This is a genomic window from Pseudoalteromonas sp. A757 (assembly GCF_004103285.1).
Lineage (GTDB): Bacteria > Pseudomonadota > Gammaproteobacteria > Enterobacterales > Alteromonadaceae > Pseudoalteromonas > Pseudoalteromonas galatheae.
Genome location: NZ_QNQN01000059.1, coordinates 1 through 26,071, shown reverse-complemented (window position 1 = coordinate 26,071; position 26,071 = coordinate 1). Strand labels below are relative to the sequence as shown.

Here is a 26,071-nt window from a genome sequence, read left to right as displayed (position 1 = left end):
ACTTGTTTGAACACTTTTTTACATTTGTTCGCGGAGGGTTTTTACATGATTCTTTTGATTATTTCAATAAAAAATAGTCGGCTAATTAATTTGATTGAAAATAGAAGCCCCACACTTATATGTAGGGCTTTTTTGTGTGTTTTATTTACTACTTGATGGGCTTCGCTGAGTTGGCTTACTTCTTCTTGGGGCTGAAGAACTTGGCTTATTGGTAGACTGTGATGGGCGACGTCTGCGGTTGCCATTGTTATTACCAGCAGGTTTACCGTTGCCACTCGGCTTATTGTTGCGAGGACCTGAATTTTGCTTAGGTTTGTTTTTCGGCTGAGCGGAAGTTGCTTGTTCAGCGTCTGTTGCCTTTGGCTTTTTCGGTTTCTTTGGCTTTTTCGGCTTGATTGGGCGCGTATCTAGTTTTGACTCAGGTACGGCAAGTTGCGGTTCAAACCCAGGTTCCACTTTACGCGGCACCAACTGTTGAATTAATCGCTCAATACCAAATAAATCGCTTGCGGTCTCTTGGGTAACAAATGAGATAGCTTCACCCGTTGCACCAGCGCGGCCAGTTCTGCCGATACGGTGAACATAATCTTCGTAAACATTTGGCAGGTCAAAGTTCACGACATGGGGCAGCTCTTGAATATCCAAGCCCCTCGCCACAATATCAGTGGCAACAAGCACACGTACTTCACCATTTTTAAAACCAGCAAGGGCTTTCATGCGAGCGCTTTGGCTTTTATTACCATGGATTGCTGCGGCATTGATCTTGGCTTTTTCTAGATCCTTAACTAAGCGGTTGGCACCGTGTTTGGTGCGGGTAAATACCAGCACTTGTTGCCAGTCATGCGTTTGAACTAAATGCTTGAGTAAGTTGGTGCGCTTACTTTTATCTACTGGATACACCCACTGAGTAACACTTTTGGCGGTGCTATTTGCCGGTGCTACAGAAATCTCTACTGGATCATGAATTAATCCTTTCGCCAAAGCTCTAATTTCTTCGGAGAAAGTTGCAGAGAACATCAAATTTTGTCTGCGGCTTGGCAATACTTTGATGATGCGTTTGATATCGTGAATAAAGCCCATGTCTAGCATACGATCGGCTTCATCCAGTACCAGTACTTCAAGGTCATCAAATTTGACAGCGTTTTGCTGGTAAAGGTCGAGTAATCGCCCAGGTGTTGCCACTAAAACATCAATGCCTTTACGCAGCTTCATCATTTGCGGGTTGATCTTCACACCGCCGTAAACGACTTCAGAGCTGATAGGAAGGTGTTTGCTGTAGAGTTCAACACTTTGCCATACTTGATCAGCAAGCTCTCTGGTTGGCGTTAGAATCAACGCGCGCACGTTATTCGCACGAGGCTTAGTGCCGGCAATCAGCTTTTGCAACAAAGGTAATGTAAAGCCCGCAGTTTTGCCCGTTCCCGTTTGAGCCGCAGCCATCACGTCTCTGCCTTTTAAAATAGCAGGAATGGCTTGCTCTTGAATGGGCGTCGGTTTGTCGTAACCTTGTTCGACAACGGCTTGATTTATTTCTGGGGCTAAACCTAGGTGGCTAAAGCTCATGATTTGTTACTCTGTAGTAGGCGGCGGGCAAGAGTACAGTATTTACACCAGTTACGCAATTTTGCCACCGCCTAAATTACTGTTAAGTCGTCCTCTGCTATGTGTAATAGATTAATGGGGTTTAAAAATACGCTGATCTTTGCGCCCATATCAGTGATAGCGTTCTCGAGTATAGCAGCACATCCTTGTGTGCTTAATTTCGAATAGAAATCTATGCTTTGAATAAACTGAGTTTACCAGAGAAGTTTTTAAGGTTTGGGAAAATCTGCAGCAGTGTATTGTCGTCTACCCCCATCCAGCTACCAAGGCTCGCAGCCAGTTGGTCAACAGCTGTGGTGGGAATGAGCCTTCCGCTACCAGCATCAAAGGCATGGTTTAATTCTGGAGGAGGGATATCACCAAAAATAGTGCCACCATGGACTGCACCACCCATAATAAAGTGATGGGCGCCCCAGCCATGATCGGTACCATCACCATTGACAGCAAGGGTGCGACCAAAATCAGATGCAGTAAATAAAGTTACTTGCTTCTCTAACCCTAAGCTGGCAATTGCCGTATTAAACGCCACAAGTGCGCCATCAAGCGCTGATTGCAGTTTAGGTAAGCTCTGAGCTTGACCTGAGTGAGTATCAAATCCACCCATGCCCACAATATACACTTGTCGTTTGGTGTTGAGTTGCTGCCTTGTTGCAATACTTTGGCAAACATTCTTCAGCTGTTGTGCCAATGGTGTGGTAGGAAACTGTGGTAGAGTAAAACTTGTATTGGCAATGGCGTCATTGTATTGCGAATTTGCCGCCATGGCGCTGCGAGTAAGCGTATCTAGGTCTTGCTGAAGTATGTTATTGCTACTATTGCTTTCTTTGCCCGCAAAGTAGTCAGCGAGTGCTTGGTTGTTGTCGAACTCTTCTAAGATTTCTATTATGCCAGCTTTGCCATCACTCACATGGTATGGAAAGGTATTACTGCCGGTTAACCACAGATCAGCCTCGGCTGTGGTAATGGCATTAAAAGGTGTCTGCTGCGTTTTTCCTGTATTGATAAGCGCATCATTAATTAACCCTCCCCAACCAAATTGTGCTCCCTCTGTTTTACCAGACATCCAAGTTGACTGCTGATCATTATGAGAAAACAGTCGGGGAGGCACGCTTGCCGTGACTTGTTCCAGGTGCGAGGCATTAACAGGTTCAAGTAATGGTCCAACATTGCCAATAACAGACAGTTGCCCTTGACCGTAGAGTTTCGCAAGGCCTGCCATTTCTGGAGGTAAGGCAAATTTGCGTTGATTAAATCGAGAGGGAGTACTGAGGGCGTGCAAATTTTGTGGTGTTCTTGGCGTAGGGTAAGCACTGAGTAGTGAGGATCTGTGTTTTGCCCACTGTTGATAGTTACTGTCATCCAGAGGAATAATCGTGTCATGGCAGTCCATTCCACCGTATAAAAATACGCAAACAAGGGCTTTGTAATCTTCACCTTGTTCTGCTGCCGCAACGGCTTGACTCAACGAAAGCAAGGACGTTGACATCATGGTCGCACCGCTTAGTTTCAAAAAATCACGTCTTTTCATCTTGTCTAGTCCTATTTTTGAATCAAATAATCTGCTGAGGTCATCACGAGTAAAATCGCCCATTGCACTCGAATAAGGCTATCTTGTGGTTCCTCCATTGGTAGTGTCTCAAGAATTTGGATGATCTTATTCACTGTATGCTCAGTGAGCTGATCTGCGCTTAGGAGTAGGTTTAAATGAGCCAATAGCGCTTTTGGGTCATCTGCCAAAGTGAGTTCGTATTCATAGTCTGCAAGGAAGCTATATACAGCTTGACGAGCATCAAGCGGTATATTTTCGGCGTCATAATCTGCTTGTAAATCAGCTACATCAACATCTTGTTGATAGCCAAAAATATAATAGGTCATAAAGTTAATATAACCCGGAATTGACGAGGCGTTGGTAATTTGGAATTCAGGTGCAACTAGTTGATTTTGCGATATTAGCGTTCCTGGTGCACTGTAACCCGGGCGAAAAAAGTTAAATACGCTACTTGAACGATAGGGGTGTTGATTTAACGCGTTTGCTGAACGAGTATCCCATAGTGGCTCTTGATACTCGGGTGTAATATTTTTTACCTCAAAGGCTCGCGCCCACTGCGTAAATCGTAATATTGGCTCTCTTAACTTGCCACTGCGCGCTGTTTTCTCGCTTCTTGCTTCTTTATCAAAGATAATTGCAGCAATCGTTGCGGTTAAGTCGCCCCGTTGGTTAGCACCCACTTTGGTACCATCGGGCAATACGTAGCTACCAGAATCAAAGCTTTCTACTGCCCTAGCAACATAGCTAGGTGAAGGGTTTGATGTTACTAAACGTTGGATTAACTGTTTAACCACAAATGGGCCAACATTAGAATGCGAAAAGATATGATCTAATGCGAGCGTGATTGATTGGTTGACATCGGTGCCAGCGGCTATGGTGTAGCCTAAAAAGGATTTGGCTTTAGTCGAGTGTAGTTCAGGATCTGCGACCATAGGTAGCGCGTACTCCTCTTGAGCGGCTTGTTCGGCGCCTGACTCATCAAGCACTAACCCAGTAAAAACACGGGCAAGGCCAGTAATATCTTTATTGGTATACAACTCAATGGCTTGGTCATTGCTATCGCGTTTCTCGCTACCGTCTGGGTTTAACTCAACAAGACCCAAAGTGAAGAGCTGTAAGATCTCCCGAGCATAATTCTCATCAGGCATCCTGCCTGTTTGCTCGTCTCCCTTTTGATTTCCTAAATATGTTAAGTAAGTTCCCATCGCGGGTGAATAAGTCACTGCCTCAATCAGCTCTCGATAATTGCCAAAGGCGTGTTCGATGAGTATATCTTGAAATCGTGCTACTGCTGCTGGGATGTCAGTGAGTTCGTCACCACCGGCATTAGAAACCACCAAAATCTCAGATAAAGCAAAAGCTACTCGCTGACGCAGCTGATCTTCGCCAGTGATGGCATCTTGCCAAAACCCAATACTTGTTGACTCTACGAAGAGCGTATTAAAACCGCCATCTTCGGGGGTATATTTTGCAACTGAGCTCATTTTCAAGCTTGGTTTTAGTGCTATTTGGTCGATGAACCACTTGGAGGCAGATGTGCCGACAAGTGTGTTGAGCTGTTGTGGTGTAGCGCCAAAAGTCGTTTGGTGTAAAAACGAGGCCGTACTTTGTGGTGTTGCAAACACATTATCCATTGCAATAGGTTGCGATGGTTCGGTAATTTCTGTGTTATCAGTGGCATGCTGATTAGTTGGTGCGACTTCAGTTTCTTGCGCACTGCCACCACCACAGCCTGTCGCTGTTAGGGTTAACACACACCAAACTGAAAAGTATTTAATGATTGTTCTCATAACTTAACTCAAATAGTGAACGATAAGTGATGAGTGTAGGATGATTTTTGACTTTGGTGTTTTACAACTTTGCGTGCGTAATCATACAAAATTGTAAACTAACCAAGTCAAAGCTTAGCTCAGTCGATTAATGAGTTGGCACTTCAATATTAAATACAGCACCCGGTTGACCCTCAAGCAAATAAATCTGCGCTTCATGGATGTCACAGATTGCTTTGACAATGCTAAGCCCCAGCCCATTGCCTGAAGAGGAGCGGCTCGTATCGGCACGATAAAAGCGCTCGAAAATATGTGCTTGGTCTGATGTTGCGATGCCGGGGCCATTATCACCGATTTGCAGTAACACGCCAGATGAGTGACTTTGCAGCCTGATCCACACAGACGCCTTTGGATTAGTATATTCAAGTGCATTTTCTAACAGGTTACAGACCAATTGCGCGAGCAAATCAGCATCTCCATAGCAGGTTATATTTGGCAATATCGAGACGGATAAGGTTTTTTCTGCGTCTTCAAATACCGGAGTGAAGCTATCAGTTAGATCTAAAAGCAGTGTTGATAAGTCAACCTGTTTAAAGCCCTGTTGATATTTTCCAGATTCAATACTATTCAAGCGGATTAAATTATTAAAAGTCGAGATGATTTTTTCTAATTCTTCACAGGCCTTTTCAAGGTGAACGGCTAATTGCACGGGATCATCTATGTCTTGCTCCATCGATTGCAATCGGTTTGCAACTCGGGTTAGGGGCGTTTTAAGGTCATGGGCAACTCCCACAGACATTGTTTTGATATTGTGATGGAGTTTGGTAATTTCGTCGAGCATCGTGTTGATCACACTGCATAATTGTAGCAGCTGTGGGTCATCGCTTTTTGCTATGGTGCGATGTAGCTCAGGTGCTTTAGCCACTAAAGAGAGCTGTTGACTCAGTTTAGCAATGGTATTGCCTTGCATTTGTCTAAAATGGACAAAGATGAGCAAAGGTGGCAGCCAGCAAAATATCGCTAGCCACACAATAAACTGGGTTCTGGCGTTCTGGGCAATAACAACATCGTGGTCAACACGCTGCCATAGATGTAAATAAAGACCATCGTTGATTTGCTGTGCCTGATAAAAAATGGGTTGTGTTTCTTCGTCTATTTCAGTTTGTAGCTGCGACTTTGAAGTATTTGCTCGCTCAAAACCCAAATCGCCACCAGCGATTGTCACGTCTTTTTGGTATAACGCCACAAGCCAGCCTTCCTCCTGCCAATGCTCCTGCGTTTCTTCTTTTGTCCAAATTTCATTTTCTTCTAACTCAAATACTTCTACTAAAGACGCTAACCCCTCGGTGTGATACAGCTCAACCGCTTCTTCAACACGTTCAAGCATTTCGGCTTGTTGTCTGGACTGTTCACTTTGAGACACAAAGTGCGATACTAAAAGTGCTAGACCACATGTTAGTATCCAACATAGAAAAGAAAATTTAAGCGCCAGCACGAAATGGTATTTTTGAGTGTTTGTTTTCATATTATTGTTCAGAGAGTAAGTAGCCGCTGCCACGAATGGTTTTGATAACTTCACTGTTAAAAGGCTTGTCTAATTTGTTACGTAAGCGGCTGACATGTGTTTGAACCAAACTGGTTTTGGGGTCAAAACTAAATCCCCACACGTGTTCTAGCAGCATAGTTTTGGTAACCAGTTGATTAGGGTGAAGCATTAAAAACTCCAAAATCTGATACTCTTTTGGCATTAGCTCAATCTCGCTTTCACCTCTAAATACTTGCCTTGATGTTCTGAGTAGTTTTACACAACCAACTTGCAATTCATTCACGGTTTGCGCAGCTGGTTTGCGACGATACAGTGCTTTTAGCCTTGCATGTAACTCGACAAACGCAAAGGGTTTAACTAAGTAGTCGTCTGCACCAGCTTCCAAGCCCTCAACCCGTGCTGCGGTGTCACTTAATGCCGTTAGCATAATGATAGGAGTTAAGATATTGCTCGCTCGAAGGATTTTTACTGCGTCTAGGCCATCCATCGACGGCAATAGCCTATCAAAAATAATGGCATCGAATGAGGTGGTAGAGGCTTTTATTATTGCATCTTTTGGACACTGCGTATGATCCACTGATTCTCCAGCTTGCTTTAAGCCATTACAAATAAACTCTGCAGTGTCGTGGTCATCTTCTACAAGCAATATCTTCATTGTGCGGTTTGTTTGGTCGTTTAGCTATAGCATAACGCAGTTTCCAAAGTGTTCAGAATACAATTTTGTATGATTGGCTGTGTTCGTTCTAATAAGGTTTTTGGCTATGTTTTTTGATTTTAGGACTTGCAGTCCATAGTGGAGTGATGCCTTGTCATTACTTGGTAGAAAAGAAAGCGTGATAGACATGATGCAATGCCAATAAAGTCAGCTTCGACGCTAGCAGCTGTTTTGGTTACCCACAGCTTAGGTGAGGTATTTTTGTAATGGGCTTAAGTCTACTTTAGCTTGCAATTTTGCCGCGATTAAATATAACCCCGCCAGCTTTCGATGTATAAATAATGCGTCTACAGGTGGTGTGTGCCACTGGTTGGAGTGGCTATTTAAGGCCAGTCCTTTTTCACTTATCTCTTTGCTTAGCTGGCTGTTAGCAAAATCAAATGGGCCGTCACACCGAAGTGGAGTTGTTGCAAGTAAAAACAGCTCAATAACTGCGTTACAGTACTCGGGTGCAATATCAGTATCAAAATATCCAATGTCACATGCAGCCTGTTTAACAGCTTCACGGTTTTGCTTTGTCGCTGCCTGTAACAGGTTCTTATACCCAACACTAACAGCGTCGCTAACAATACGTGTTGCGCCAAAATCTAATAACACGATTTGGTGGGTGTCTTTGTTATATAAATAGTTACCAAAGTTAGGATCTGTTTGTATCAATTTAAGCTCAAACATTTCGATAAAGAAAAGCTCAATTAATGCGGTCATGATGTCATTGCGGACAGATTGTGGTAAAGCAACGGCCTCTGCAAGCGGCTCGCCACAGACATACTCCATACTCAGTATGTGCTGGCTACCCAGCGCTTGATACACAGCGGGGACTTTAAAGCGCGTGTCTTTAGAAAGTCCGCTGGCGAACTGCTGTAGATAGTTTGCTTCTAATTGGTAATTGGTCTCCGCGAGAAGCTGCGATTTTGCTTCCTCGATTAAAGGGGCAATATTAATCCCTTTAGGAAGTAGCCCCGTCATTTTGATTAGGCTCGCGACATTATCTACATCACTGTGAATACTCTTAGCCACCCCTGGATATTGTATTTTGATTGCAAGAGATTGCCCATTCTCGGTGATGGCTTTGTGCACTTGCCCAATCGACGCCTGTGCAAAGCTTTTTAGTTCAATATGACTAAACTTATCGAGCCAGTTATGCCCTAACTCATGTTCCAAGACACCAATAAGTTGCTTATGTGGCATTGGCATAGCGTCTGCACGCAGGTGAGTAAGCAGCATGGCAAGTTCCGGTGGTAGCAGATCTCCAGCATCCATTGAAAGTAACTGTCCTAACTTCATTGCGGCACCGCGCAAGTGACTCAGCTTCTTCGCAACTGCATCAATATTTTTGCTCTGTAGCAATAGGTCGTTTCGTTTCACAGGTTGCCCTTGAAGCGCCTGCTTTGCGCCTTCAAATAACATATTTGATGCAACTTGACCTGCCAATCCACCCAAATGAGCAAGGCGGCTCAACCTTGATGATGGGACTTTTCGTGAACTGTTTTTCAAACCGAAACCCTTGGCGATACATTTTATTTAACATGCGAACAATACGACATCTTCTATAATTAAGTTCACTCTTTGTGAGCGAACTGTTGGGGCATTTCGTAAAAAGCAAAATTCATTAAGTACGGAGGGTGATATGTGGTGCGCAGATTGTGAAGCAATTGAGTCATACTTTTTTGAGGCAACTTACTTTTGGTTTTTCCTACCGACAGGTAATGCAGAACAAAACTTGCTGCAAATGTGCACCGAGATGGCACTAAATCCCGAGTTGGTTGCAAATAGATGCATTATGGTTCAAGTGAATAAAAATGGACTTTCTACGTTTTTACACAACATTGGTGGCTGTTTAGCTGGTCCAGAATTTGGCCAATCTAAAATAACAACCATGTCACAAGAAGGCCATCCAGATATCAATGCAATTAGTCGAGTCGCCAGTGTTGAAACTTTCGTTCGCCGTTATCAAGCGCGGTGGATAAAAACTGCGATAGAAAATGAGACATATCAAAGCTGGTTTCAACCCATAGTGAGAGCATATTCAGAACCGGGAAACCTAGATGTGTTTGCTAATGAAGCGCTATTTAGATTGTTCGATGATGAAAACAACGTGGTTCCGCCAAACCTCGTTTTTAATTTAGCCGAGCAGAGCGGATTGCTCTTTTCTGTTGATTTGATTGCACGAAAGTCTGCTGTAGAGCATGCCGCTAAAGCGAATTTGAACTCGAAAATATTTATAAATTTCAACCCCTCAAGCATTTATGACCCGTCATATTGCTTACGTTCGACAGCCTCAGCAATTAGTGAGCTGGGATTTCAACCTCAAGACATTGTATTTGAGGTAACTGAGACGCACCAAGCTCGGGATGTAAATCATTTAAGAGGGATCCTAGCATTCTATCGCAGTTGTGGTTTTGGTGTTGCACTGGATGATATTGGTTCTGGGTGGTCGAGTTTAAATATGTTGGCACAGCTAAGGCCAGATTATATTAAGATAGATATGGATCTTGTCAGGCACATTGATATCAATCAACACAAAAGGAGCATTGTGTCTCACCTAATTCAGCTTGCTCATGAAAACGGTATCGAAGTCATTGCTGAAGGGGTCGAAAGCCAACATGAAGCCAAAGTCCTTCGGGAAATAGGGGCTGATTTTTTACAAGGCTATTATTTTGCAAAACCTTCGGCACTAAGTGCACGGTTGTCCAACAACCTCGAAGACGAAATAACACAAGGAGTGAAGTCCCTATCGAACGCAGCTCACAAGTTTGATACCTTGTGATAGGTAAGGAAGGACGGGGAGTTTATTAAGGTAGCCCTAGCAGTATTCCACTCATAAAAGGGGCCGGAATCTAGATAAAATAATTAAGATGAAAAACTCTCTTGCATCTATTTATCAATTTACTTTGCTACAATCCCGTGTGATTTTTAGACAGTATTATATTTAAGGTTTAATTAATGAGGTTACGAATACATGTTAAAGGAATTGAAGCCTGCATCGATGAAAGTGCAGGAGTTTTTGTCCAAAAATGGTCAAGACTTTGTAGTTCAGGAAATGCCTAGCTCAACTCGTACAGCTTCAGATGCCGCAGCATCTATCGGATGTTCAGTTGCTCAAATCGCAAAGTCACTAATATTCAAACATGGAGAAACCGGTGAAGCAGTACTGTACTCGTTGTCGCTTCTGGTTCTAACATGGTATGCGCTGACAAAGTTAAAAAAGCGACAGGTATTACACTTACCAAAGCTGATGCGGATTTTGTACGTGAAAAAGTTGGTTATGTAATAGGCGGTGTACCACCAGTCGCTCATCATTCATCAGTTCATACAATATTAGACGAAGACTTAAATCGGTATGCGGAGATTTGGGCCGCGGCGGGAACCCCCAATTCCGTATTTAAACTAAATCCGCAGAAGTTAAGTGAACTTACTAAGTGTCAATGGATAGATTTAGCAAAATAAACGTGACAAATAGCTATGAGGGTATATACCACTGATTAATGCAAGCGCCTTTTCTTGATATTTATTTGCGCTGATCCGATAAAGGTATGAATTTTTGATGACCTTTTTCTTTGAGTTGCTTGCATTCGATCTATTAAAATGAAGAAACGTTGCGAGTCTGTGGAAGATGCTCTTCTATGGTAACTAGGAGATATTTAAAAATATAGATTTTTACCTTTTTAAATTATAAAGAATCTAGTTTTATTGAATTTATAAATAATTAATTTAATCTTAAAATTTAATAAAAGTTAAAGTTAATAAAGTGAATTCTTTGATTGGTAATGATGTTAATTTAAATTTTATTTTTACAAAACAATAACTTGACTGTGTCTTTTTAATTCTTTTAGAATGCGCCAATTTTTTAAGGATTAAATTATGAAAAAGACTATCATTTCCCTCCTTTTGGCGACATTAGCGATTTTTATTTCCGGTTGTAAAACCTCTTCTAACTCTGAAAGCACAGAAGTAGTTAAAAATACAATAGAGCTTGGCAGTGCTGAAATTAAAAAGTCAGGTCATGCACAACCTCTTTTTCAAAACAACCAACTTGTAGGGTATGAGTTCAAAAAAGGCTTTGCCATACCTGCTGAGTTAGGAAACTTCTTTGGCTTTAGCTATCGAGTGAATCAACTAATAAATAGCACGACTGAGAACCCAAACAGTAAGGGCTATGTCGCGGTTAAAGTACCAGTTACCGTAACGGTTGAGCATCCTGAGATCATGATCAATGGAAAACCAGAAACAACCTCTTCATGGAAAGATACATTATATTTTGGTCGTGATAATTTTGCGATGTGGAAGTTTGAAAATCCGAATGAGCTTGTTAACGGAAAATGGACTATATCTGTTACCTACCAACACAAAGAAATCGCGACCAAAAACTTTTTTGTAAGTGTGCCACCAAAGATGCCGAAAAAAGTGACTCAAGTTTGCCAAGTCGAAATTGATAAGTTTCCTAGTGCTTTGCAGCAAGCAAATACGGCATGTTGTACGAACAATGACGCGCAAGCATGTTATAACTTTGCATGGCGTGGTCTAGAGCGTATACGAGATAAAGAAGGCGCGGCATTATACTATGCAAAAAGCTGTGAACTTGGTGATATTTCAGGCTGCCGCCAAGCAGCAAAAATGGCAACGACTCCTGAAAAACGTGATGCGTTTTATCATAAAGGTTGTGATTTAAAAGATATGGATAGCTGTATTGAAGTAAATCGGTTTAATTAACCCCGACTTAGTTCATAGAGTTTAACGAGGACACCCACCTCAGCTTCCAAATTACACATCCCAACTTGTATGTTGGGGTGGTTTGTCTAAGCTAGAAGTTCTTTATAATCAAGTTTTGAAGGCAATTTATAAAGGACTGGTACTCATGGGCATCTATTTACTAAAACTGGGTTATCGCGCACGACAACGCTCTGCAAACACAATAGTTAGAAATTTAGAATTGAAAAGCTTGCTCTGCTAAGCCAACAACCGCTCGCAGTTTGTTAGGTTTGTCCGTCGTCGTTTTTGCAGTGTTTCGCAGTAAGCGGTTATTGTTCGCTCTCGACCAACAGCACCGTGGAATACCCGAGAAAACTGCGTAGTGAGTTTTATCCAGTTCTCAGGCTCTATATTAAGTGGAATGAGTATGGGTTGAGACTTAAAGATATAGCCTCGCTTGTCGGCGCGAATACATTGGCCTGTGAGTTCAACCAATTCAATATAAGATTTAATTTCAAAGGGCAGGCCTTTAGGCATGCGTTTTCGTGGGCTGCCCGCAAAACGTAACAGACTTTTTGATTGTTTTCCCAGCTTTGCATGGTCGATTCGTTCTTTGATGCTGGTGTAGTCTGAGGTTTCAGGCGTTGCGGCAATATTGGCTTAGGTCTACGTAAGCGAGACAAGCAGTCAATGCAGCCTCGTCTAGTAATGCTGGGGTTTAAACTGTCCTTCTCAAAACCAGTTAGCCTTTCTCTGTACTTGGCGACATGTTCATTGAGTATCAATTGCTCCGATTCGCTGAGTGACTCACCTTCAGTAAATTTTTGGCTTACCCTATTACCTTTAAACAGCTTGTGCCACCGTGTCACAACTGATTTATCCGATAAGCGCTTAGCCTGTCTTGCATCAACGTATAAAACAATGTGAATGATTACTCATCGCGGCATAAGCACAGACATCAATAAAAAACGGAGCCAAACATCAGGCGCTTTTCTTCAACCCGATCCCGGCGGTGTTCGTATGATTTTCCGGTAAATTTATCTTTACCACATAAAAATACGCGTCTTACGCAGCGGGAGATACAGTGATAATATTTGATGTTAGTTAAACTGATTTGTTTTTTACGGGCTGTTGCCATAGTTTGGTTTCCTCAATCCTTTGAGAGCGGGATTAACGCTTAGGCGGTATCTGAGGAAGGTACAAGTTAGGGGGGGAGGTAATTGTTGTTGGCTTTGTTCGTGCCCCACAAAATTTTAGCCAACTAGTTTTGGCTAGTTGCAACGGCTTATGCAGCCGTGAATCATTTGGAATACAGGAGAATATAATGAGTGATAGTTGGGATGATTATGCTGATGACTGGGATACAGATCCAGATGTGGTCGAATATTCAAAAAAAGCTTTTGACTCGTTAACTAAATTTACAAGTCTGGAAGGCAAAAATGTTTTAGATTTTGGTTGTGGAACAGGGCAACTAACTGAAAAAGTAGCTCGTGTCGCATCTTCAGTTGTTGCTATTGATCCCTCACCGAAAATGATTGAAGTTTTAAAGAACAAGAATATTCATAATGTAAACTCACTATCGTGCGAAATTTCAAGAGACTCAATCAACCATCCTATTTTTGAGCCCGGTTTTGATTTAATTATTGCGTCATCCGTTTGTGCTTTTGTTCCAGATTATGAGAAAACGTTGTCTGAGCTTAAGCTTCTTCTAAAAGAAGGAGGGACATTTGTCCAGTGGGATTGGAAACGAGCCAATGAAGATGGTGATTTTGGCTTTACCGAAGACATGATAAAAAGTGCCTATACAAATGTAGGTCTTTCACTTGTACGTGTTACCGAAGAGTTTTCGTTAGCAAGTGAAAAAGGCACTATGCATGTATTAATGGGAATAGCATGCAATGCATAGCAAGTTCATACCCGATCTGCTGCGTTAGAACGCTATTTTTAAGGGAGTACATAAGTTGTTTAAAACAGTAACAGATTTGGCCGAAATCAAGGAATGTCAATTACTTCTTGAAAGAGTATTAAAGAACAGTCTTTCGAACAAAGGGCGCTTTAATATCGGTTTTCCCGGGGGGAGTTGGAAAGACAAAGAGATACATTACAATAATGATTTTTGGTTTTTACATTACGAAATAGATGGTGAGGAGAAGTCTCCTCGGTATTGGAATGGTTTTGGACTTACGGAAAGTTTAAGTGATAAAAAATCTAATAATATAGTAGTCGAGATAAACATCCCTACGAACAGAGTTAATCGAAAAGTAGCTGGTTTTTTTGCAAAGAGTGAGAATGGAAAGGTGGCTCTTTTTCATAGAGGAGGTCTTGGTGGAGGGTGTAAAGGGGTAGGTAAACAGGCTTTTCTAAAATGCTCATCTTATGAATTAACTGAAGTAATGACAGGTGTGGATGTGGATAAAGCCATAATGGTTGGCTTTGTTGAAGACGAGAATTTTATCACGAATCTATATGAGTTTTTACAAATAATTGCCAGCTTTAAAGAAGCAATTAGGTCTGGAGAGCTTACAGAAGCTACTTTCCTGACAGACGATGACTTATTAAATCGCATTCTCAACGAAAACCCAAAGAGAAAAACACCCAAGCGAGCAAAGACAGCAAGCACTACTTATGAACGTAGTGAGTATGTTAAAGAGTTTGCTCTCAGGCGTGCCGGTGGTTATTGTGATTTGTGTAATCAAAAAGGACCGTTTAAATCAAAAATGGGCCGCTGGTTCCTTGAAGTTCACCATATAAAATGGCTGTCAAAGGGGGGATTAGATACTGTCGACAATGTAGTTGCTCTTTGCCCTAACTGTCATCGAAAAATGCACTTGGTTGCTTTTCCTGACGATATTAGAAAATTAAAACTAGCTGTAGAATCGAAATAATACCGTAATAACACGAACGCTTTAAACAAGAGATGCAAAACAGCAGGCTTGCATCCCTTAGTTGCTAATTTTAGCCTGCTATTTTGTGTCGTTTACGACAAGCGTTATAAGTACTAGGAGAAATCGTGCACCCAAATAGAAATGCAATTGCTTTAGGCGGCCTTGTTGCTTCGGTGTTATTTTTTGTAATTCTAATTGTCCTAGCGCTCTGGGCATGGCCAAAGTACAAAGTTTATAAACTAGAAATGAATGGTATCGCTGCTCTGAAAGAAGCTGAGTGGAGTAAGCAAATTCTAATTGAAGAAGCAAAAGCGAGAGAGCAGGCAGCTTTGATGCAAGCTAAAGCGCGAGTCACTTTAGCTCAAGCAGAAGGTGAGGCGAAAATCGTCCAAGCTAAAGCTGAAGGCCAGGCTGATATCGAACGTGCAAAGGCTGCCGCTGAAGCTAATAAAATTATTGGTGAGTCGCTTAAAGGCAACGAAGCTTATCTGCGTTACGTTTGGATAAAAGGGCTACAAGATGGTAAAGGAGAACGCATTTATATACCAACAGAAGCTGGACTCCCAATTTTAGAAGCTGGTAAAGCTAGCAAATAACGTACTTATAGCAAGGCCGTTAAACAAAAGACACAAAACAGCTTCTGATAAAATAGATTGAAAACCTCACTAATAGCAAAGTGTTAAAAACTAAACTTGTTATGTTGTTCGACGACCAACCACCATTGGAGTATGCCAGAGATAAAAATGCAAATTAGTGGTGGGTGTCTGATTTTATCTGTGATTTAATCCTATTAGTGGTGGGTGTCTGATTTTATCTGTGATTTAATCTTGCTAAAGTCTTAGACTTTTTAACAACAAAAAGGATCACTATGAAAATCAAACAGCATTTCACAAAATTATTATTACTATCGGCATTTTTTAGCTCTGGTATTTATGCAAACGAGAGGACTGTCGAGTTTTCTGTGCCTGGAAATCAGTATTGTGATGCGAATCATGTGACTGAGCTATCACTGGTAGTATCAAATTTAAGCGATGTTGAAACAACAATAAAATTAGATCTATACACAATCAAAGGCACTCCTTTGATACATGGAGGAACAGCTAATAACGGTATGGAATCTGAGCTTACAACTGGACAGGAGCTAGTGTTAAGTGGTCGAGCAACTACAACTTACCACATTCCATTTGGTAAAGGGAATGTTGCATGTTCCTCCAGAATCTACCACGGGAAAATAACAGTCTCCAGTCTTAATGGTAGAGTCATTGCTTCAGGCTTTATTTCAGGTAGAAATAAAGAGCTCTTCCGAAGTTCTGCGCCAATTATAATTAACGGCGGCAACGCGTTTTAAAAATCGAACAATCGCATTTATCCAGATTAGCTCTTGCCCAAATTAGCATAAAAAAACCAGCGTATTGACGCTGGTTTTTTGGGTTATTTTTTCTTTTTAACCTTGGCGGCTTTCTTTTTCGCCTTGATTTTCACCGGGTCTTTTTTCTTCTTCGGTGCTTTTGCTTCTTTATGTTTAGGTTCAAGACCTTTAATTACACGGCGCTTAAGTTTTTGGTCGGTGTAACGCTCAACCTTCCCTAAAATCTCAACATCGTGAGCTTCAACCAAAGAAACCGCGGTGCCTTTTTTACCAGCGCGGCCTGTACGCCCGATACGGTGCACATAAATATCCGCAGTGCGCGGCATATCAAAGTTAAATACGTGGCTGATATCTGCAACGTCAATACCACGGGCGGCAACATCCGTCGCTACAAGAATTTTTGTTTTGCCACTGTGAAAACTTGCCATTGCAGCCATGCGTTTGTCTTGTGGCATTTCACCACGTAGCCAAGTGGTTTTAATGCCTTTAGCAAATAGCTCGCCCACCAGTGTTTCAAGTCTTTCGCGGGTTTTAACAAACACAACGGCTTTAGTGACTTCTTCATCATCGAGCAACCGCGCTAGTAGGTTAACCTTGTGCTCGTAGTTATCTGCAAGATGAACCCACTGATGGATTTTACCTTTTTCTTTTCGTGATGGCGTGGCTTCAAGTAGTGCTGGGTCTTGTAATATACGCTCAGCAAACCTCTCAACGCTTTCGCCCTCAAGGGTTGCAGAGAACAAAAAGCACTGACGACGGTTAACCGCTTCAGAGCAAATACGTAGCATTTCTTTTCGAAAGCCCATGTCTAGCATGCGATCCGCTTCATCTAAGATCAGTAGCTCAACGTTTTCTGCGTGGAAGTTCTCGGTTTCAAGATATTCCATCAAACGACCAGGCGTTGCGATGAGGATATCGTTGTTCTTTTCGAAGATTTCTTTGTGACTACCGTAATTAATACCGCCAGTTACCACGCCTATTTTAAGGTTAACACCTGCGGCAAGGAGTTCACATTGCTCGTGTATTTGATAGGCAAGTTCACGCGTTGGCGTCATGATAAGTACGCGGGCAAAGCCGGGCTCTTTGCGAGGGAAATCAAGCAAATACTGAATCGCAGGGATCAAGAATGCAGCGGTTTTACCCGTACCGGTTGGTGCGCTGGCGAGAATATCTCGGCCAATTAGCGCTTCAGGAATAGCCATCTGTTGAATGCTGGTGGGAGTATCGAACCCCATTTTTTTAATCGCACTAATCAGCTTGCTGTCTAAATCAAATTCAGTAAATTGCATATTGCATCACAAATAAAGGACAATAGCGGAATTATACGTTGCTATTGCATTTTCTCAAAGGTATAGGATGTCTCAGTTTGCATTTAAACAATTTTCGGTGACTCAGCATCATGCGGCAATGAAGGTTTCAACTGATGGTATTTTGCTTGGCGCGTGGGTTCCACTCGCTGAAGCCAACCGGATTATTGATGTCGGAACGGGAACTGGACTTATCGCATTGATGTGTAAACAGCGGAGTCCAATTAGCAAAGTTCATGCAGTTGAGCTTGATGACGCTGCGTTAAAGGATGCAGAATTTAATATCAAGCACAGCCCGTGGCCTGATATTGAGCTACATCGCTGTGCAATACAAGAGTTTGATAGCGAGCTGCGCTTTGACCTCATGGTATCAAACCCACCTTACTTCAACGCGAGTTTGAAAGGAGAAAATCAAGCGAGAAATAGAGCGAGACACACGGACAGCCTAAGTTTTGATGCTTTGCTTGATGCCTTCGAAAAGTTTACGACGGATGCTGGGCAACTTGCGGTAATTTTACCCTATGAAGAGAGCTTGCTATTTCAGCAGCTATTAGAAAAAAGAAATCTGGGGCTTGCAGCTAGTTGTATTATTCACACAACACCTAATAAAGTACCTTCAAGGCGCTTGATGTTGCTAGGCAAAGCGCGTTATGAAAGCGTCAGTGAAGAGGTATTGGTGATTTATGACTCAAATAATCAATATACGAAAGAGTATGTTAGATTATGTCATGCGTTTTATTTAAAAATGTAGATGCCAATGCGTTACACCAATTGCATTACGTAAATGAACTATTCCAACTTTCAAATAGGTTTCAGAGTTAATGCAATTGGTAGTGTGCTAACTCATCGAAAGGTTAAAGCGCTAACTCAGTATATTCCGTCATGATTTGCTCTATCCAAGTTGCGATACGTTCGTCGCTTTTATCGTATTGACTGTCTTCATCTAGTGCCAGACCAACAAACTGACTTTTATCTTCGGTAAGTGCTTTTGACGCTTCAAATTCATACTCGTCTGAATTTGGCCAGTAACCTAAAAAGGTGACGCCTTGTGGGGCAATTTTTTCATGTAGCATGCCTAGTGCATCTTGAAACCATTCACCGTAGCCTTGTTGGTCACCCATGCCGAATAGCGCTATCACTTTGTTGCTAAGGTCAACACTGTCGATATCGTCCCAATGAGACTCCCAGTCTTCTTGAAGTTCGCCGAAGTCCCATGTGGAAATACCAAAAATGAGGAAGTCAAACTGCTCTGCTTGTTTTAGCGGCTCGTCCTTAATATTAAATAAGGTAATTGTGTCTTTGCCGATGATTTCTTGAATCTTTTCTGCGGCCATTTCTGTGTAACATGTTGTCGAGCCGTAAAATAACCCAATTTGCATTGTATTTATCACTTTCAATTTGACTGGTATTATAGGTGGCAAGTCTACATCATGACGTTAATAATTAATACAGGTACTCTGTGAGCGAACACCAAGCAACTTCCCATACACTGTCCGATCCACAATATATAGAAGCCTTTTTAGATGCGCTATTTTTGGAGCAAGGGCTCAGTGAAAATACTATTGCAGCCTATCGCAGCGACCTTGAAAAGTTTCTCTTATTTATAAAAGCAGAAACCTCTGTGTCTTCTTTACTGGAGATCACAAGTCAGGACGTTGAGGCTTATTTGGCACACAGAATAGACAAGGGCTTAAAAGCAAAGAGTAACGCGCGAGCTATCAGTGCATTGAAGAGATTTTATTTATATTGGCTGCGAGAAAAACAAATCGCGCAATCGCCGCTGGATACTATTGCGCAACCTAAAACAACACAGTCGCTGCCAAAAACCTTGTCAGAGCAGGAAGTTGAAGCCTTGCTCAATGCCCCTGATTGTGATGACCCGATGGGACTGAGAGATAAGGCTATGCTTGAACTCTTGTATGCTACCGGTTTGCGCGTGACTGAGTTGGTTGGGCTAAGAATGGAACAAGTCAATATGAGACAAGCTGTTGTACTTGTGCGTGGTAAGGGCGGCAAAGAACGCTTAGTGCCTATGGGTGAAGAAGCATTGCATTGGATTGAACAATTTCTCAAAAAAGGGCGGGGCTTAATGATCAAGCATGCTACCGATTTTGTCTTTCCATCCAAGCGCGGTATAGGTATGACACGACAAACTTTTTGGCATCGGATAAAACACTATGCTATTTTGGCAGACGTAAAGTCGCCGTTATCGCCACATACGTTACGTCATGCTTTTGCAACACATTTATTGAATCATGGCGCTGACTTGCGAGTTGTACAGATGATGCTTGGCCATAGCGACTTGTCGACGACTCAAATTTATACACATGTTGCTAGTGAACGTTTAAAGACGTTGCATCAGCAGCATCACCCAAGAGCTTAATTTGTGTTGCTTGGGAATTATTTATGGTTATTCCGGTCTTAGTGGGTAACACAAAGGGGCGAGTGCTCCCCTCAAATAACAGGTTTAGAGAGAACATAATGAAAAAATTAATTGTTGCCGCTTCACTGGCATTGAGCTTTGGCGCTTTCGCTGAACAAGTTGAGGGTCCTGTCGCACCAACGGCACAAGTAGACCCAATTACGACGCAATTTAGCGGACTAGGTATAACGGTTAAGCAAATCAAAGATAGTCCGCTTGCTGGCTTAAAAACAGTGATCACAGATAAAGGGGTACTTTATTCAAGTGCTGATGGTAAATACCTGATTCAGGGCACTATGATCGATCTTGATAACCGTCGTAATATCACTGAAGACGCGTTGAGCGATGTACGCCAGAAAGGTATTGCTGAGTACGAAGACTCCATGATCGTCTATAAAGCGGAAAATGAAAAACATCAAATTACGGTATTCACAGATATTACTTGTGGCTACTGCCGCAAACTTCACCGTGAACTAGAAGATTACTTAGCGGCGGGTATTACCGTGAAATACCTAGCTTTCCCGCGTGGTGGCTTACGTGGCTCAGGCTATGAAGATTTGAAAAACGTATGGTGTGCAAAAGACGCCGCGGCTGCACTTACTGAGGCGAAAGCTGGCGGTGAAGTGAAAACAGTCGAAAGCTGTCATGCACCAATTGCAGAACACTATCAGCTTGGGCAAAGTTTTGGTATTTCAGGAACGCCTGCGATCATTCTTGAAGATGGTTCAATGATTCCAGGTTATCAACCTGCAGCAGCTATTGCACAAATGCTAGACGCAAATAGCCCTAAGTCATAATGACTCACGCTTGGTGATGGAGTTCGTGTTGAGAACTCGATAAGATAGCAAGATTAAAGAATATAAAAGGCCATTTTGGCCTTTTTTGTTTTGTGAAAAAGTATGCATACAGAAATTAAACCAAGAGAGCGAGTTGATGACAGCCATTTACCGACTTCCCTGCATCCCGTGATCAAGCAGCTTTATGCTGCCAGAGGGGTTAAGTCGGTTGTTGAACTAGACAATAGCGCCGCAACTTTACACGATTTTAAATTATTTAAAGACATCGAGCTTGCAAGCCAAATACTGGCTGAAGCACTTTCTTTGCAACAACAAGTGTTGATTGTTGGTGACTTTGACGCTGATGGCGCAACGAGCACTGCCGTGTTAATGGAGGGGTTGCCTCAGTTTGGTTTTCAGCGTGTGGATTACCTCGTGCCGGATAGATTTAGCTTGGGGTATGGCCTAAGCCCAGCATTGGCCGAGCAAATCGTCGCCATAAAGCCTGATTTGGTGATCACCGTAGATAACGGTATTTCCTGCATTCGCGGTGTCGAAATCGTGAAGCAAGCGGGTATAAAGGTGATTGTTACCGATCACCATTTACAAGGCGATGAGTTGCCGTGTGCCGATGCGATTGTTAATCCAAATCGTGTTGACTGCGATTTCCCGTCTAAGTCTATCGCGGGCGTTGGGGTTGCCTTTTATCTGCTGATAGCGCTGAGACATTATTTACGGGCACAAAATTATTTTGTGGAGCAAAATATCGCGATGCCAAATTTGGCGGCATTATTAGATATTGTTGCCCTAGGGACCGTGGCTGACGTTGTGGCTTTGGATGCGAATAACCGCACTTTGGTACACCAAGGGCTCGCGCGGATCCGCAGTGGTCAAACGCGACCTGGGATCCAAGCGCTTATCGAGGTTTCTAACCGTAATAATGCAAGATTAAGTGCCAGTGATTTTGGCTTTGCGTTAGCGCCAAGACTCAATGCCGCGGGGCGTCTTGACGATATGAGTTTAGGTATTGCTTGCTTGTTATCGAAAGACATTAACCAAGCTCGCCGTATTGCGTCTGAGCTCGATAGTCTAAATATAGAGCGACGCGAGATTGAGCAAAGTATGCAGCAAGAAGCACAAGCCGTATTGGAGCGCTTGGTACTTAAAAGCCAAGAAGTACCAGATGCCTTGTGTTTGTATCAAGATGATTGGCATCAAGGTGTGATAGGTATTCTAGCGGGACGCTTAAAAGAAAAATATCACCGCCCGTGTATTATTTTTGCACAAGGCGACAATGGCGAGATAAAGGGCTCATGCCGTTCTATTGAAGGTCTACACATGCGCGACCTGCTGGAGTCAATCAATACCCAGCACCCAGAGTTAATTGTAAAGTTTGGTGGCCATGCGATGGCAGCAGGACTGACCATTTTAGAGTCTGAATTTGCGCGGTTTAAACAGATATTTGAACAAAACGTCAGTGCGACGCTGAGTGAAGAAGCAAAGCAAAGTATTCTGTTGACGGACGGTGAACTGCCGGGCGATTGCTTCACCATGGATTTTGCTTTTGAACTACAGCAGGCAGGTCCGTGGGGGCAGCAATTTAGTGAGCCGGTATTTCAGGATGTATTTGAGTTGGTGCAGCAACGTATTGTTGGCGACAAACATCTAAAACTTGTGCTTAAGCATCGCTCGGGCCGATTAGTTGATGCGATAGCGTTTAACGTTGACGTTCGGGCTTGGCCTAATCTCCAGGCAACCCATGCGTTATTTGCTTATCAATTAGATATTAATGAGTTTCGTGGTAAATATAATTTGCAGCTCATTGTGCGTGAACTTCAGGCGCAGCCGAATAAATAGAGATGTGCGACTGAGTTTGTTAAAAAACTCCCAAAATTCTCACTTTAAGGGATGCTAAGCGCGGTTATTATTTGATACTATTGGTCGCTTAAATCTATGGTCTGACCCGTTGTCAGACCTGTTTGTGTGAATTCGCAAACCGACAAATTTAGTTCTGGAGTAAAGGTAAATGTTTGAAGTGAATCCTGTGATTAATCAAATCAAGGAAATTCGCGAACGTACAGAGCTTCTTAGGGGGTATCTTTGACTACGCTCTAAAGCAAGAGCGTTTAGAAGAAGTTAATGCCGAATTAGAAGATCCTGCTGTATGGAATGAGCCGGAAAGAGCCCAAGCACTGGGCAAAGAAAAATCGAATTTAGAAGTGATTGTTGAAACCATCGACAATCTTGTGGCTGGTGCCGATGATGCGGAAGGTCTGGTTGAGCTTGCCGTAGAAGCCGAAGATGAAGAAACCTTCACTGAAGCAGAGCAAGAGGTCAACGGTCTTGTTGAGCAGCTGGAAAAACTAGAGTTTCGTCGTATGTTCTCGGGCGAGCAAGATGCCAACGATGCTTACATCGACTTGCAGTCAGGTTCTGGCGGTACTGAAGCTCAAGACTGGTGTAACATGTTGCTGCGTATGTACTTGCGCTGGGCTGAGGCGAAAGGTTTTAAAGCCGAAATCGTTGAAGCGACCGATGGCGATGTTGCTGGTATTAAGGGTGCGACAGTTAAAGTCACGGGCGAATATGCTTATGGTTGGCTTCGTACAGAAACGGGCGTACACCGCTTAGTACGTAAGAGTCCTTTTGATTCAGGCGGCCGTCGTCATACTTCGTTTGCTTCTGTATTCGTTTACCCAGAAATTGACGACAATATCGAAATCGATATTAATCCTGCAGATCTTCGTATCGATGTATATCGTGCATCGGGCGCGGGTGGTCAGCACGTTAACCGTACAGAATCAGCGGTACGTATTACCCATTTACCAACCAATACAGTAGTGCAGTGTCAGAATGACCGTTCGCAGCACAAGAACAAAGATCAAGCGATGAAGCAGTTAAAGGCGAAATTGTTTGAACTTGAACTGCAAAAGCAAAACGCTGAAAAGCAAGCCCAAGAAGATGCAAAATCTGACATCGGCTGGGGCAGCCAAATCCGTTCATACGTGCTAGATGATTCACGTATTAAAGATTTGCGTACAGGTATTGAAAATCGCAATACCCAAGCCGTACTAGACGGCGATTTAGACAAATTTATCGAAGCAAGCCTGAAATCAGGCCTTTAATCCACAAGCTAAACTAAGAGCTAAACAATGACAGATCACAATCAAGACGAAAATAAACTTATTGCTGAGCGTCGTGGCAAGCTAGATGCGATCCGGGAAAATTGCCCTGCGAATGGCCACCCGAACTCATTCCGCCGCGAAGACTACACACAAGATCTACAAGCTAAGTTTGGTGATAAATCGAAAGAAGAGCTGGTAGAACTTGATCATCATGTTTCTGTTGCGGGTCGTTTGCTTGCGAAACGTGGTCCTTTCTTAGTGCTGCAAGACATGAAAGGTCGTATTCAGGCTTATGCTTCAAAAGACGTACAAAAAGATCTAAAAGAGAAGTATGGTCAATTAGATATCGGCGATATCGTTGGTGTTAAAGGTCCGCTTCATAAATCAGGTAAAGGCGATTTATACGTCGACATGGTTGAGTATGAACTACTGACTAAGTCGCTACGTCCACTACCTGAAAAGTTCCACGGTCTGACTGACCAAGAAGCAAAATACCGTCAGCGTTATGTTGATTTGATCACTAACATGGATACACGCGAAACATTCCGTATTCGTTCAAAAGTGATTGAAGGTATTCGCCGTTTCTTAGCCGAGCGTGACTTTATGGAAGTGGAAACGCCGATGCTACAGGTTATTCCTGGTGGTGCCTCTGCACGTCCATTTGTAACGCATCACAATGCACTCGATATCGATATGTATCTACGTATCGCGCCTGAGTTATACCTTAAGCGTCTAGTGGTTGGTGGTTTTGAGCGTGTATTCGAAATCAACCGTAACTTCCGTAACGAAGGTTTATCTACACGCCATAATCCAGAATTCACTATGATTGAGTTCTATCAAGCATATGCAGATTACAATGATTTGATGAACTTGACTGAAGACATGTTACGCACCGTGGCACAAGACGTGTTAGGCACTACTACGGTTGTTAATACTGTGAAGAATGCTGAAGGCGAAGTGACAGAGACGATTGAGTATGACTTTGGTAGTGCGTTCCAGCGTTTGTCTATGGCTGATGCTATTTTACAATATGGCCCAGATGCTGAAGCACAAGCTGAAATCTTCAAAGATCCAGAAAACCATTTTGAAGCACTAAAAGCATACGCTAAGAAAGTTCACGTTAAGATCCCTGAAAACTGTGTATGGGGCCCTGGTAAGTTCTTATGTGAAATCTTCGAAGAAGTCGCTGAACACAGACTTATCCAACCGACGTTCATTACTGAATATCCTTGGGAAGTGTCACCGCTTGCGCGTCGTAACGATGAAAACCCATTTATCACTGACCGCTTCGAGTTCTTTGTTGGTGGCCGTGAGCTTGCAAATGGTTTCTCTGAGCTTAATGACGCTGAAGACCAAGCTGCGCGCTTTGCTCGCCAAGTGGAAGAAAAAGATGCAGGTGACGATGAAGCAATGCACTACGATGCGGATTATATCCGTGCGCTAGAGCATGGTTTACCACCAACAGCGGGTGAGGGGATTGGTATCGATCGCCTTGTGATGTTGTTCACGGACTCACCGACTATTAAAGACGTTATCTTGTTCCCGCATATGCGTCCTGAAGTACAAGCTGAACAGTAAGTATTTTCACGTAATCTGAACGTACATCTAGAAAAGCGCCTTATGGCGCTTTTCTGTTATTTTCGTAAGATAAATCTCACAGTATCTCTAAATACTTAGATTTATTATGTCCTTATTGCCAACGCCTATTCATAATAAAAGTTGTTTCTCTTTTGAAACTAGATTATCCCAATTTCCTAACTAGTCTTTTTCAAGTTCTAATGCTGTGTTAAAAATAACGAATAGGGAATCCAATAAGATGAGCAATAATGAGTTTGAAAATGTCGATGAGCACGAGCAAGCGAGAATTTTATATTATCGGGCTTGTATTGCTGAGTTTCAGCAGCTTGGTTATCAAGAAGCATTTTTGGACGAAATTTTGCGTCAACAACGTGCATTAAGAAATACCTACAGCGATCCTAACCCCCTACAAAATGAGTAAAAATTGGCGTTAGTGCCGAGTAACTAAGCAGACTGCACAATCTATCACCATTCAGTGCTTTTTTACAAGAAAAGTATTTGACATATTTTTTCTAACCTATATTATACGCCCCACAAGACGGAGAGGTGGCCGAGTGGCCGAAGGCGCTCCCCTGCTAAGGGAGTATAGGGTTTGTAGCCCTATCGAGGGTTCGAATCCCTCCCTCTCCGCCATTTTTAATGGTTGTCTTGTACGGACGCATAGCTCAGCTGGATAGAGTACCTGGCTACGAACCAGGCGGTCGGAGGTTCGAATCCTCCTGCGTCCGCCACTTTTCCT

General features: G+C 42.7%; 23 protein-coding genes, 2 tRNA genes and 1 pseudogene. 17 read left to right on the top strand and 9 right to left on the bottom strand.

The genetic code is table 11. The features are described 5' to 3' along the window. Positions 1–141: 141 nt before the first annotated feature. From DRB05_RS04745 to DRB05_RS04720, 6 genes are all read right to left on the bottom strand, one after another. Positions 142–1,563 (bottom strand): DEAD/DEAH box helicase, encoded by a 1,422-nt coding sequence (locus DRB05_RS04745; protein WP_128725907.1) that lies wholly within the window; start codon positions 1,561–1,563, stop codon positions 142–144. Between the two features lie 211 nt (positions 1,564–1,774). After that, positions 1,775–3,130, bottom strand: a complete 1,356-nt coding sequence (locus DRB05_RS04740; RefSeq protein ID WP_128725906.1) for a DUF1501 domain-containing protein — start codon at positions 3,128–3,130, stop codon at positions 1,775–1,777. Between the two features lie 11 nt (positions 3,131–3,141). Further along, positions 3,142–4,941 carry a DUF1800 family protein gene (locus DRB05_RS04735; RefSeq protein WP_128725905.1) on the bottom strand — a complete coding sequence of 600 codons (1,800 nt, stop codon included), beginning with the start codon at positions 4,939–4,941 and terminating at the stop codon, positions 3,142–3,144. A 127-nt stretch (positions 4,942–5,068) separates the two neighbouring features. After that, positions 5,069–6,343 (bottom strand): HAMP domain-containing sensor histidine kinase, encoded by a 1,275-nt coding sequence (locus DRB05_RS04730; protein WP_161568671.1) that lies wholly within the window; start codon positions 6,341–6,343, stop codon positions 5,069–5,071. A 103-nt stretch (positions 6,344–6,446) separates the two neighbouring features. After that, positions 6,447–7,121 (bottom strand): response regulator transcription factor, encoded by a 675-nt coding sequence (locus tag DRB05_RS04725; protein ID WP_128725903.1) that lies wholly within the window; start codon positions 7,119–7,121, stop codon positions 6,447–6,449. 246 nt (positions 7,122–7,367) lie between these two features. After that, complete coding sequence (locus DRB05_RS04720) at positions 7,368–8,675, bottom strand: AarF/ABC1/UbiB kinase family protein (RefSeq protein ID WP_240036204.1); 1,308 nt, start codon at positions 8,673–8,675, stop codon at positions 7,368–7,370. Between the two features lie 133 nt (positions 8,676–8,808). Between DRB05_RS04720 and DRB05_RS04715 the strand changes: the two genes are divergently transcribed. The 4 genes from DRB05_RS04715 (at position 8,809) to DRB05_RS04705 (ending at position 11,891) form a co-directional block, all read left to right on the top strand. After that, positions 8,809–9,948, top strand: a complete 1,140-nt coding sequence (locus DRB05_RS04715) for an EAL domain-containing protein (protein WP_128725902.1) — start codon at positions 8,809–8,811, stop codon at positions 9,946–9,948. Between the two features lie 192 nt (positions 9,949–10,140). Further along, positions 10,141–10,452 (top strand): hypothetical protein, encoded by a 312-nt coding sequence (locus tag DRB05_RS22905; RefSeq protein WP_240036208.1) that lies wholly within the window; start codon positions 10,141–10,143, stop codon positions 10,450–10,452. Then, positions 10,362–10,628 carry a YbaK/EbsC family protein gene (locus DRB05_RS22900; protein ID WP_240036203.1) on the top strand — a complete coding sequence of 89 codons (267 nt, stop codon included), beginning with the start codon at positions 10,362–10,364 and terminating at the stop codon, positions 10,626–10,628. Before DRB05_RS22905 ends, DRB05_RS22900 begins: the two co-directional genes overlap by 91 nt. A 414-nt stretch (positions 10,629–11,042) precedes the next feature. Beyond that, positions 11,043–11,891 (top strand): DUF3859 domain-containing protein, encoded by an 849-nt coding sequence (locus DRB05_RS04705; protein ID WP_128725901.1) that lies wholly within the window; start codon positions 11,043–11,045, stop codon positions 11,889–11,891. 237 nt (positions 11,892–12,128) lie between these two features. On the opposite strand, the pseudogene DRB05_RS04700 reads toward DRB05_RS04705, so the two are convergent. Then, positions 12,129–13,008: pseudogene (locus tag DRB05_RS04700) on the bottom strand (transposase). A 186-nt stretch (positions 13,009–13,194) separates the two neighbouring features. Between DRB05_RS04700 and DRB05_RS04695 the strand changes: the two are divergent. The 4 genes from DRB05_RS04695 (at position 13,195) to DRB05_RS04680 (ending at position 16,103) form a co-directional block, all read left to right on the top strand. Next, positions 13,195–13,776: a class I SAM-dependent methyltransferase gene (locus tag DRB05_RS04695; RefSeq protein ID WP_128725900.1), complete on the top strand. Its 582-nt coding sequence runs from the start codon at positions 13,195–13,197 to the stop codon at positions 13,774–13,776. Positions 13,777–13,831: 55 nt separating this feature from the next. Then, positions 13,832–14,755 carry an HNH endonuclease gene (locus DRB05_RS22895; RefSeq protein ID WP_240036202.1) on the top strand — a complete coding sequence of 308 codons (924 nt, stop codon included), beginning with the start codon at positions 13,832–13,834 and terminating at the stop codon, positions 14,753–14,755. Between the two features lie 125 nt (positions 14,756–14,880). Continuing rightward, the gene (locus DRB05_RS04685) at positions 14,881–15,351 is read left to right on the top strand and encodes a hypothetical protein (protein WP_128725899.1); all 471 of its coding nucleotides are present in this window, start codon (positions 14,881–14,883) and stop codon (positions 15,349–15,351) included. 272 nt (positions 15,352–15,623) lie between these two features. Next, positions 15,624–16,103: a hypothetical protein gene (locus tag DRB05_RS04680; protein ID WP_017216324.1), complete on the top strand. Its 480-nt coding sequence runs from the start codon at positions 15,624–15,626 to the stop codon at positions 16,101–16,103. Positions 16,104–16,186: 83 nt separating this feature from the next. Here DRB05_RS04680 and srmB read toward each other — a convergent pair whose 3' ends face one another. Further along, positions 16,187–17,413 (bottom strand): ATP-dependent RNA helicase SrmB, encoded by a 1,227-nt coding sequence (gene srmB / locus DRB05_RS04675; RefSeq protein ID WP_128725898.1) that lies wholly within the window; start codon positions 17,411–17,413, stop codon positions 16,187–16,189. A 67-nt stretch (positions 17,414–17,480) separates the two neighbouring features. On the opposite strand from srmB, the gene DRB05_RS04670 reads away from it, so the two are divergent. Continuing rightward, entirely contained in the window at positions 17,481–18,182 is a 702-nt protein-coding gene (locus DRB05_RS04670; protein WP_128725897.1) for a methyltransferase, read from the top strand. 103 nt (positions 18,183–18,285) lie between these two features. Here DRB05_RS04670 and fldB read toward each other — a convergent pair whose 3' ends face one another. Next, positions 18,286–18,810, bottom strand: a complete 525-nt coding sequence (gene fldB / locus DRB05_RS04665; protein WP_128725896.1) for a flavodoxin FldB — start codon at positions 18,808–18,810, stop codon at positions 18,286–18,288. 80 nt (positions 18,811–18,890) lie between these two features. Here fldB and xerD point away from each other — a divergent pair, with 80 nt between their 5' ends. The 8 genes from xerD to DRB05_RS04625 all read left to right on the top strand — a co-directional run bounded on the left by xerD (position 18,891) and on the right by DRB05_RS04625 (position 26,063). Further along, complete coding sequence (xerD, locus tag DRB05_RS04660; RefSeq protein ID WP_128725895.1) at positions 18,891–19,814, top strand: site-specific tyrosine recombinase XerD; 924 nt, start codon at positions 18,891–18,893, stop codon at positions 19,812–19,814. Between the two features lie 98 nt (positions 19,815–19,912). Next, positions 19,913–20,650 carry a bifunctional protein-disulfide isomerase/oxidoreductase DsbC gene (gene dsbC, locus DRB05_RS04655; protein ID WP_128725894.1) on the top strand — a complete coding sequence of 246 codons (738 nt, stop codon included), beginning with the start codon at positions 19,913–19,915 and terminating at the stop codon, positions 20,648–20,650. A gap of 102 nt (positions 20,651–20,752) precedes the next feature. Further along, entirely contained in the window at positions 20,753–22,486 is a 1,734-nt protein-coding gene (gene recJ / locus DRB05_RS04650) for a single-stranded-DNA-specific exonuclease RecJ (protein ID WP_128725893.1), read from the top strand. Between the two features lie 169 nt (positions 22,487–22,655). Further along, positions 22,656–23,754 (top strand): peptide chain release factor 2 gene (prfB, locus tag DRB05_RS04645; protein WP_100053028.1). Its coding sequence is split into 2 segments (ribosomal slippage): positions 22,656–22,730 and positions 22,732–23,754, totalling 1,098 coding nucleotides; the frame shifts between segments, so codons are not numbered across the junction. A gap of 27 nt (positions 23,755–23,781) precedes the next feature. Continuing rightward, positions 23,782–25,332, top strand: a complete 1,551-nt coding sequence (lysS, locus tag DRB05_RS04640) for a lysine--tRNA ligase (protein ID WP_099030199.1) — start codon at positions 23,782–23,784, stop codon at positions 25,330–25,332. Between the two features lie 238 nt (positions 25,333–25,570). Beyond that, a complete protein-coding gene (locus tag DRB05_RS04635) occupies positions 25,571–25,753 on the top strand; it encodes a hypothetical protein (protein ID WP_128725892.1) in 183 nt (60 codons plus the stop codon). 119 nt (positions 25,754–25,872) lie between these two features. Next, positions 25,873–25,965, top strand: a tRNA-Ser gene (locus DRB05_RS04630). 21 nt (positions 25,966–25,986) lie between these two features. After that, positions 25,987–26,063 (top strand) — tRNA-Arg (locus DRB05_RS04625). Positions 26,064–26,071: the final 8 nt, after the last annotated feature.

Bases quoted from the DNA above. Each gene is read 5' to 3' on its own strand.
- dsbC (WP_128725894.1), top strand. From the start codon at position 19,913: ATGAAAAAATTAATTGTTGCCGCTTCACTGGCATTGAGCTTTGGCGCT.
- DRB05_RS04715 (WP_128725902.1), top strand. From the start codon at position 8,809: ATGTGGTGCGCAGATTGTGAAGCAATTGAGTCATACTTTTTTGAGGCA.
- DRB05_RS04725 (WP_128725903.1), bottom strand. From the start codon at position 7,121: ATGAAGATATTGCTTGTAGAAGATGACCACGACACTGCAGAGTTTATT.
- DRB05_RS04735 (WP_128725905.1), bottom strand. From the start codon at position 4,941: ATGAGAACAATCATTAAATACTTTTCAGTTTGGTGTGTGTTAACCCTA.
- lysS (WP_099030199.1), top strand. From the start codon at position 23,782: ATGACAGATCACAATCAAGACGAAAATAAACTTATTGCTGAGCGTCGT.
- DRB05_RS04670 (WP_128725897.1), top strand. From the start codon at position 17,481: ATGTCTCAGTTTGCATTTAAACAATTTTCGGTGACTCAGCATCATGCG.
- DRB05_RS04705 (WP_128725901.1), top strand. From the start codon at position 11,043: ATGAAAAAGACTATCATTTCCCTCCTTTTGGCGACATTAGCGATTTTT.
- DRB05_RS04745 (WP_128725907.1), bottom strand. From the start codon at position 1,563: ATGAGCTTTAGCCACCTAGGTTTAGCCCCAGAAATAAATCAAGCCGTT.
- fldB (WP_128725896.1), bottom strand. From the start codon at position 18,810: ATGCAAATTGGGTTATTTTACGGCTCGACAACATGTTACACAGAAATG.
- DRB05_RS04680 (WP_017216324.1), top strand. From the start codon at position 15,624: ATGAAAATCAAACAGCATTTCACAAAATTATTATTACTATCGGCATTT.
- DRB05_RS22905 (WP_240036208.1), top strand. From the start codon at position 10,141: ATGTTAAAGGAATTGAAGCCTGCATCGATGAAAGTGCAGGAGTTTTTG.
- recJ (WP_128725893.1), top strand. From the start codon at position 20,753: ATGCATACAGAAATTAAACCAAGAGAGCGAGTTGATGACAGCCATTTA.
- DRB05_RS22900 (WP_240036203.1), top strand. From the start codon at position 10,362: ATGGTATGCGCTGACAAAGTTAAAAAAGCGACAGGTATTACACTTACC.
- srmB (WP_128725898.1), bottom strand. From the start codon at position 17,413: ATGCAATTTACTGAATTTGATTTAGACAGCAAGCTGATTAGTGCGATT.
- DRB05_RS04695 (WP_128725900.1), top strand. From the start codon at position 13,195: ATGAGTGATAGTTGGGATGATTATGCTGATGACTGGGATACAGATCCA.
- DRB05_RS04635 (WP_128725892.1), top strand. From the start codon at position 25,571: ATGAGCAATAATGAGTTTGAAAATGTCGATGAGCACGAGCAAGCGAGA.
- DRB05_RS04740 (WP_128725906.1), bottom strand. From the start codon at position 3,130: ATGAAAAGACGTGATTTTTTGAAACTAAGCGGTGCGACCATGATGTCA.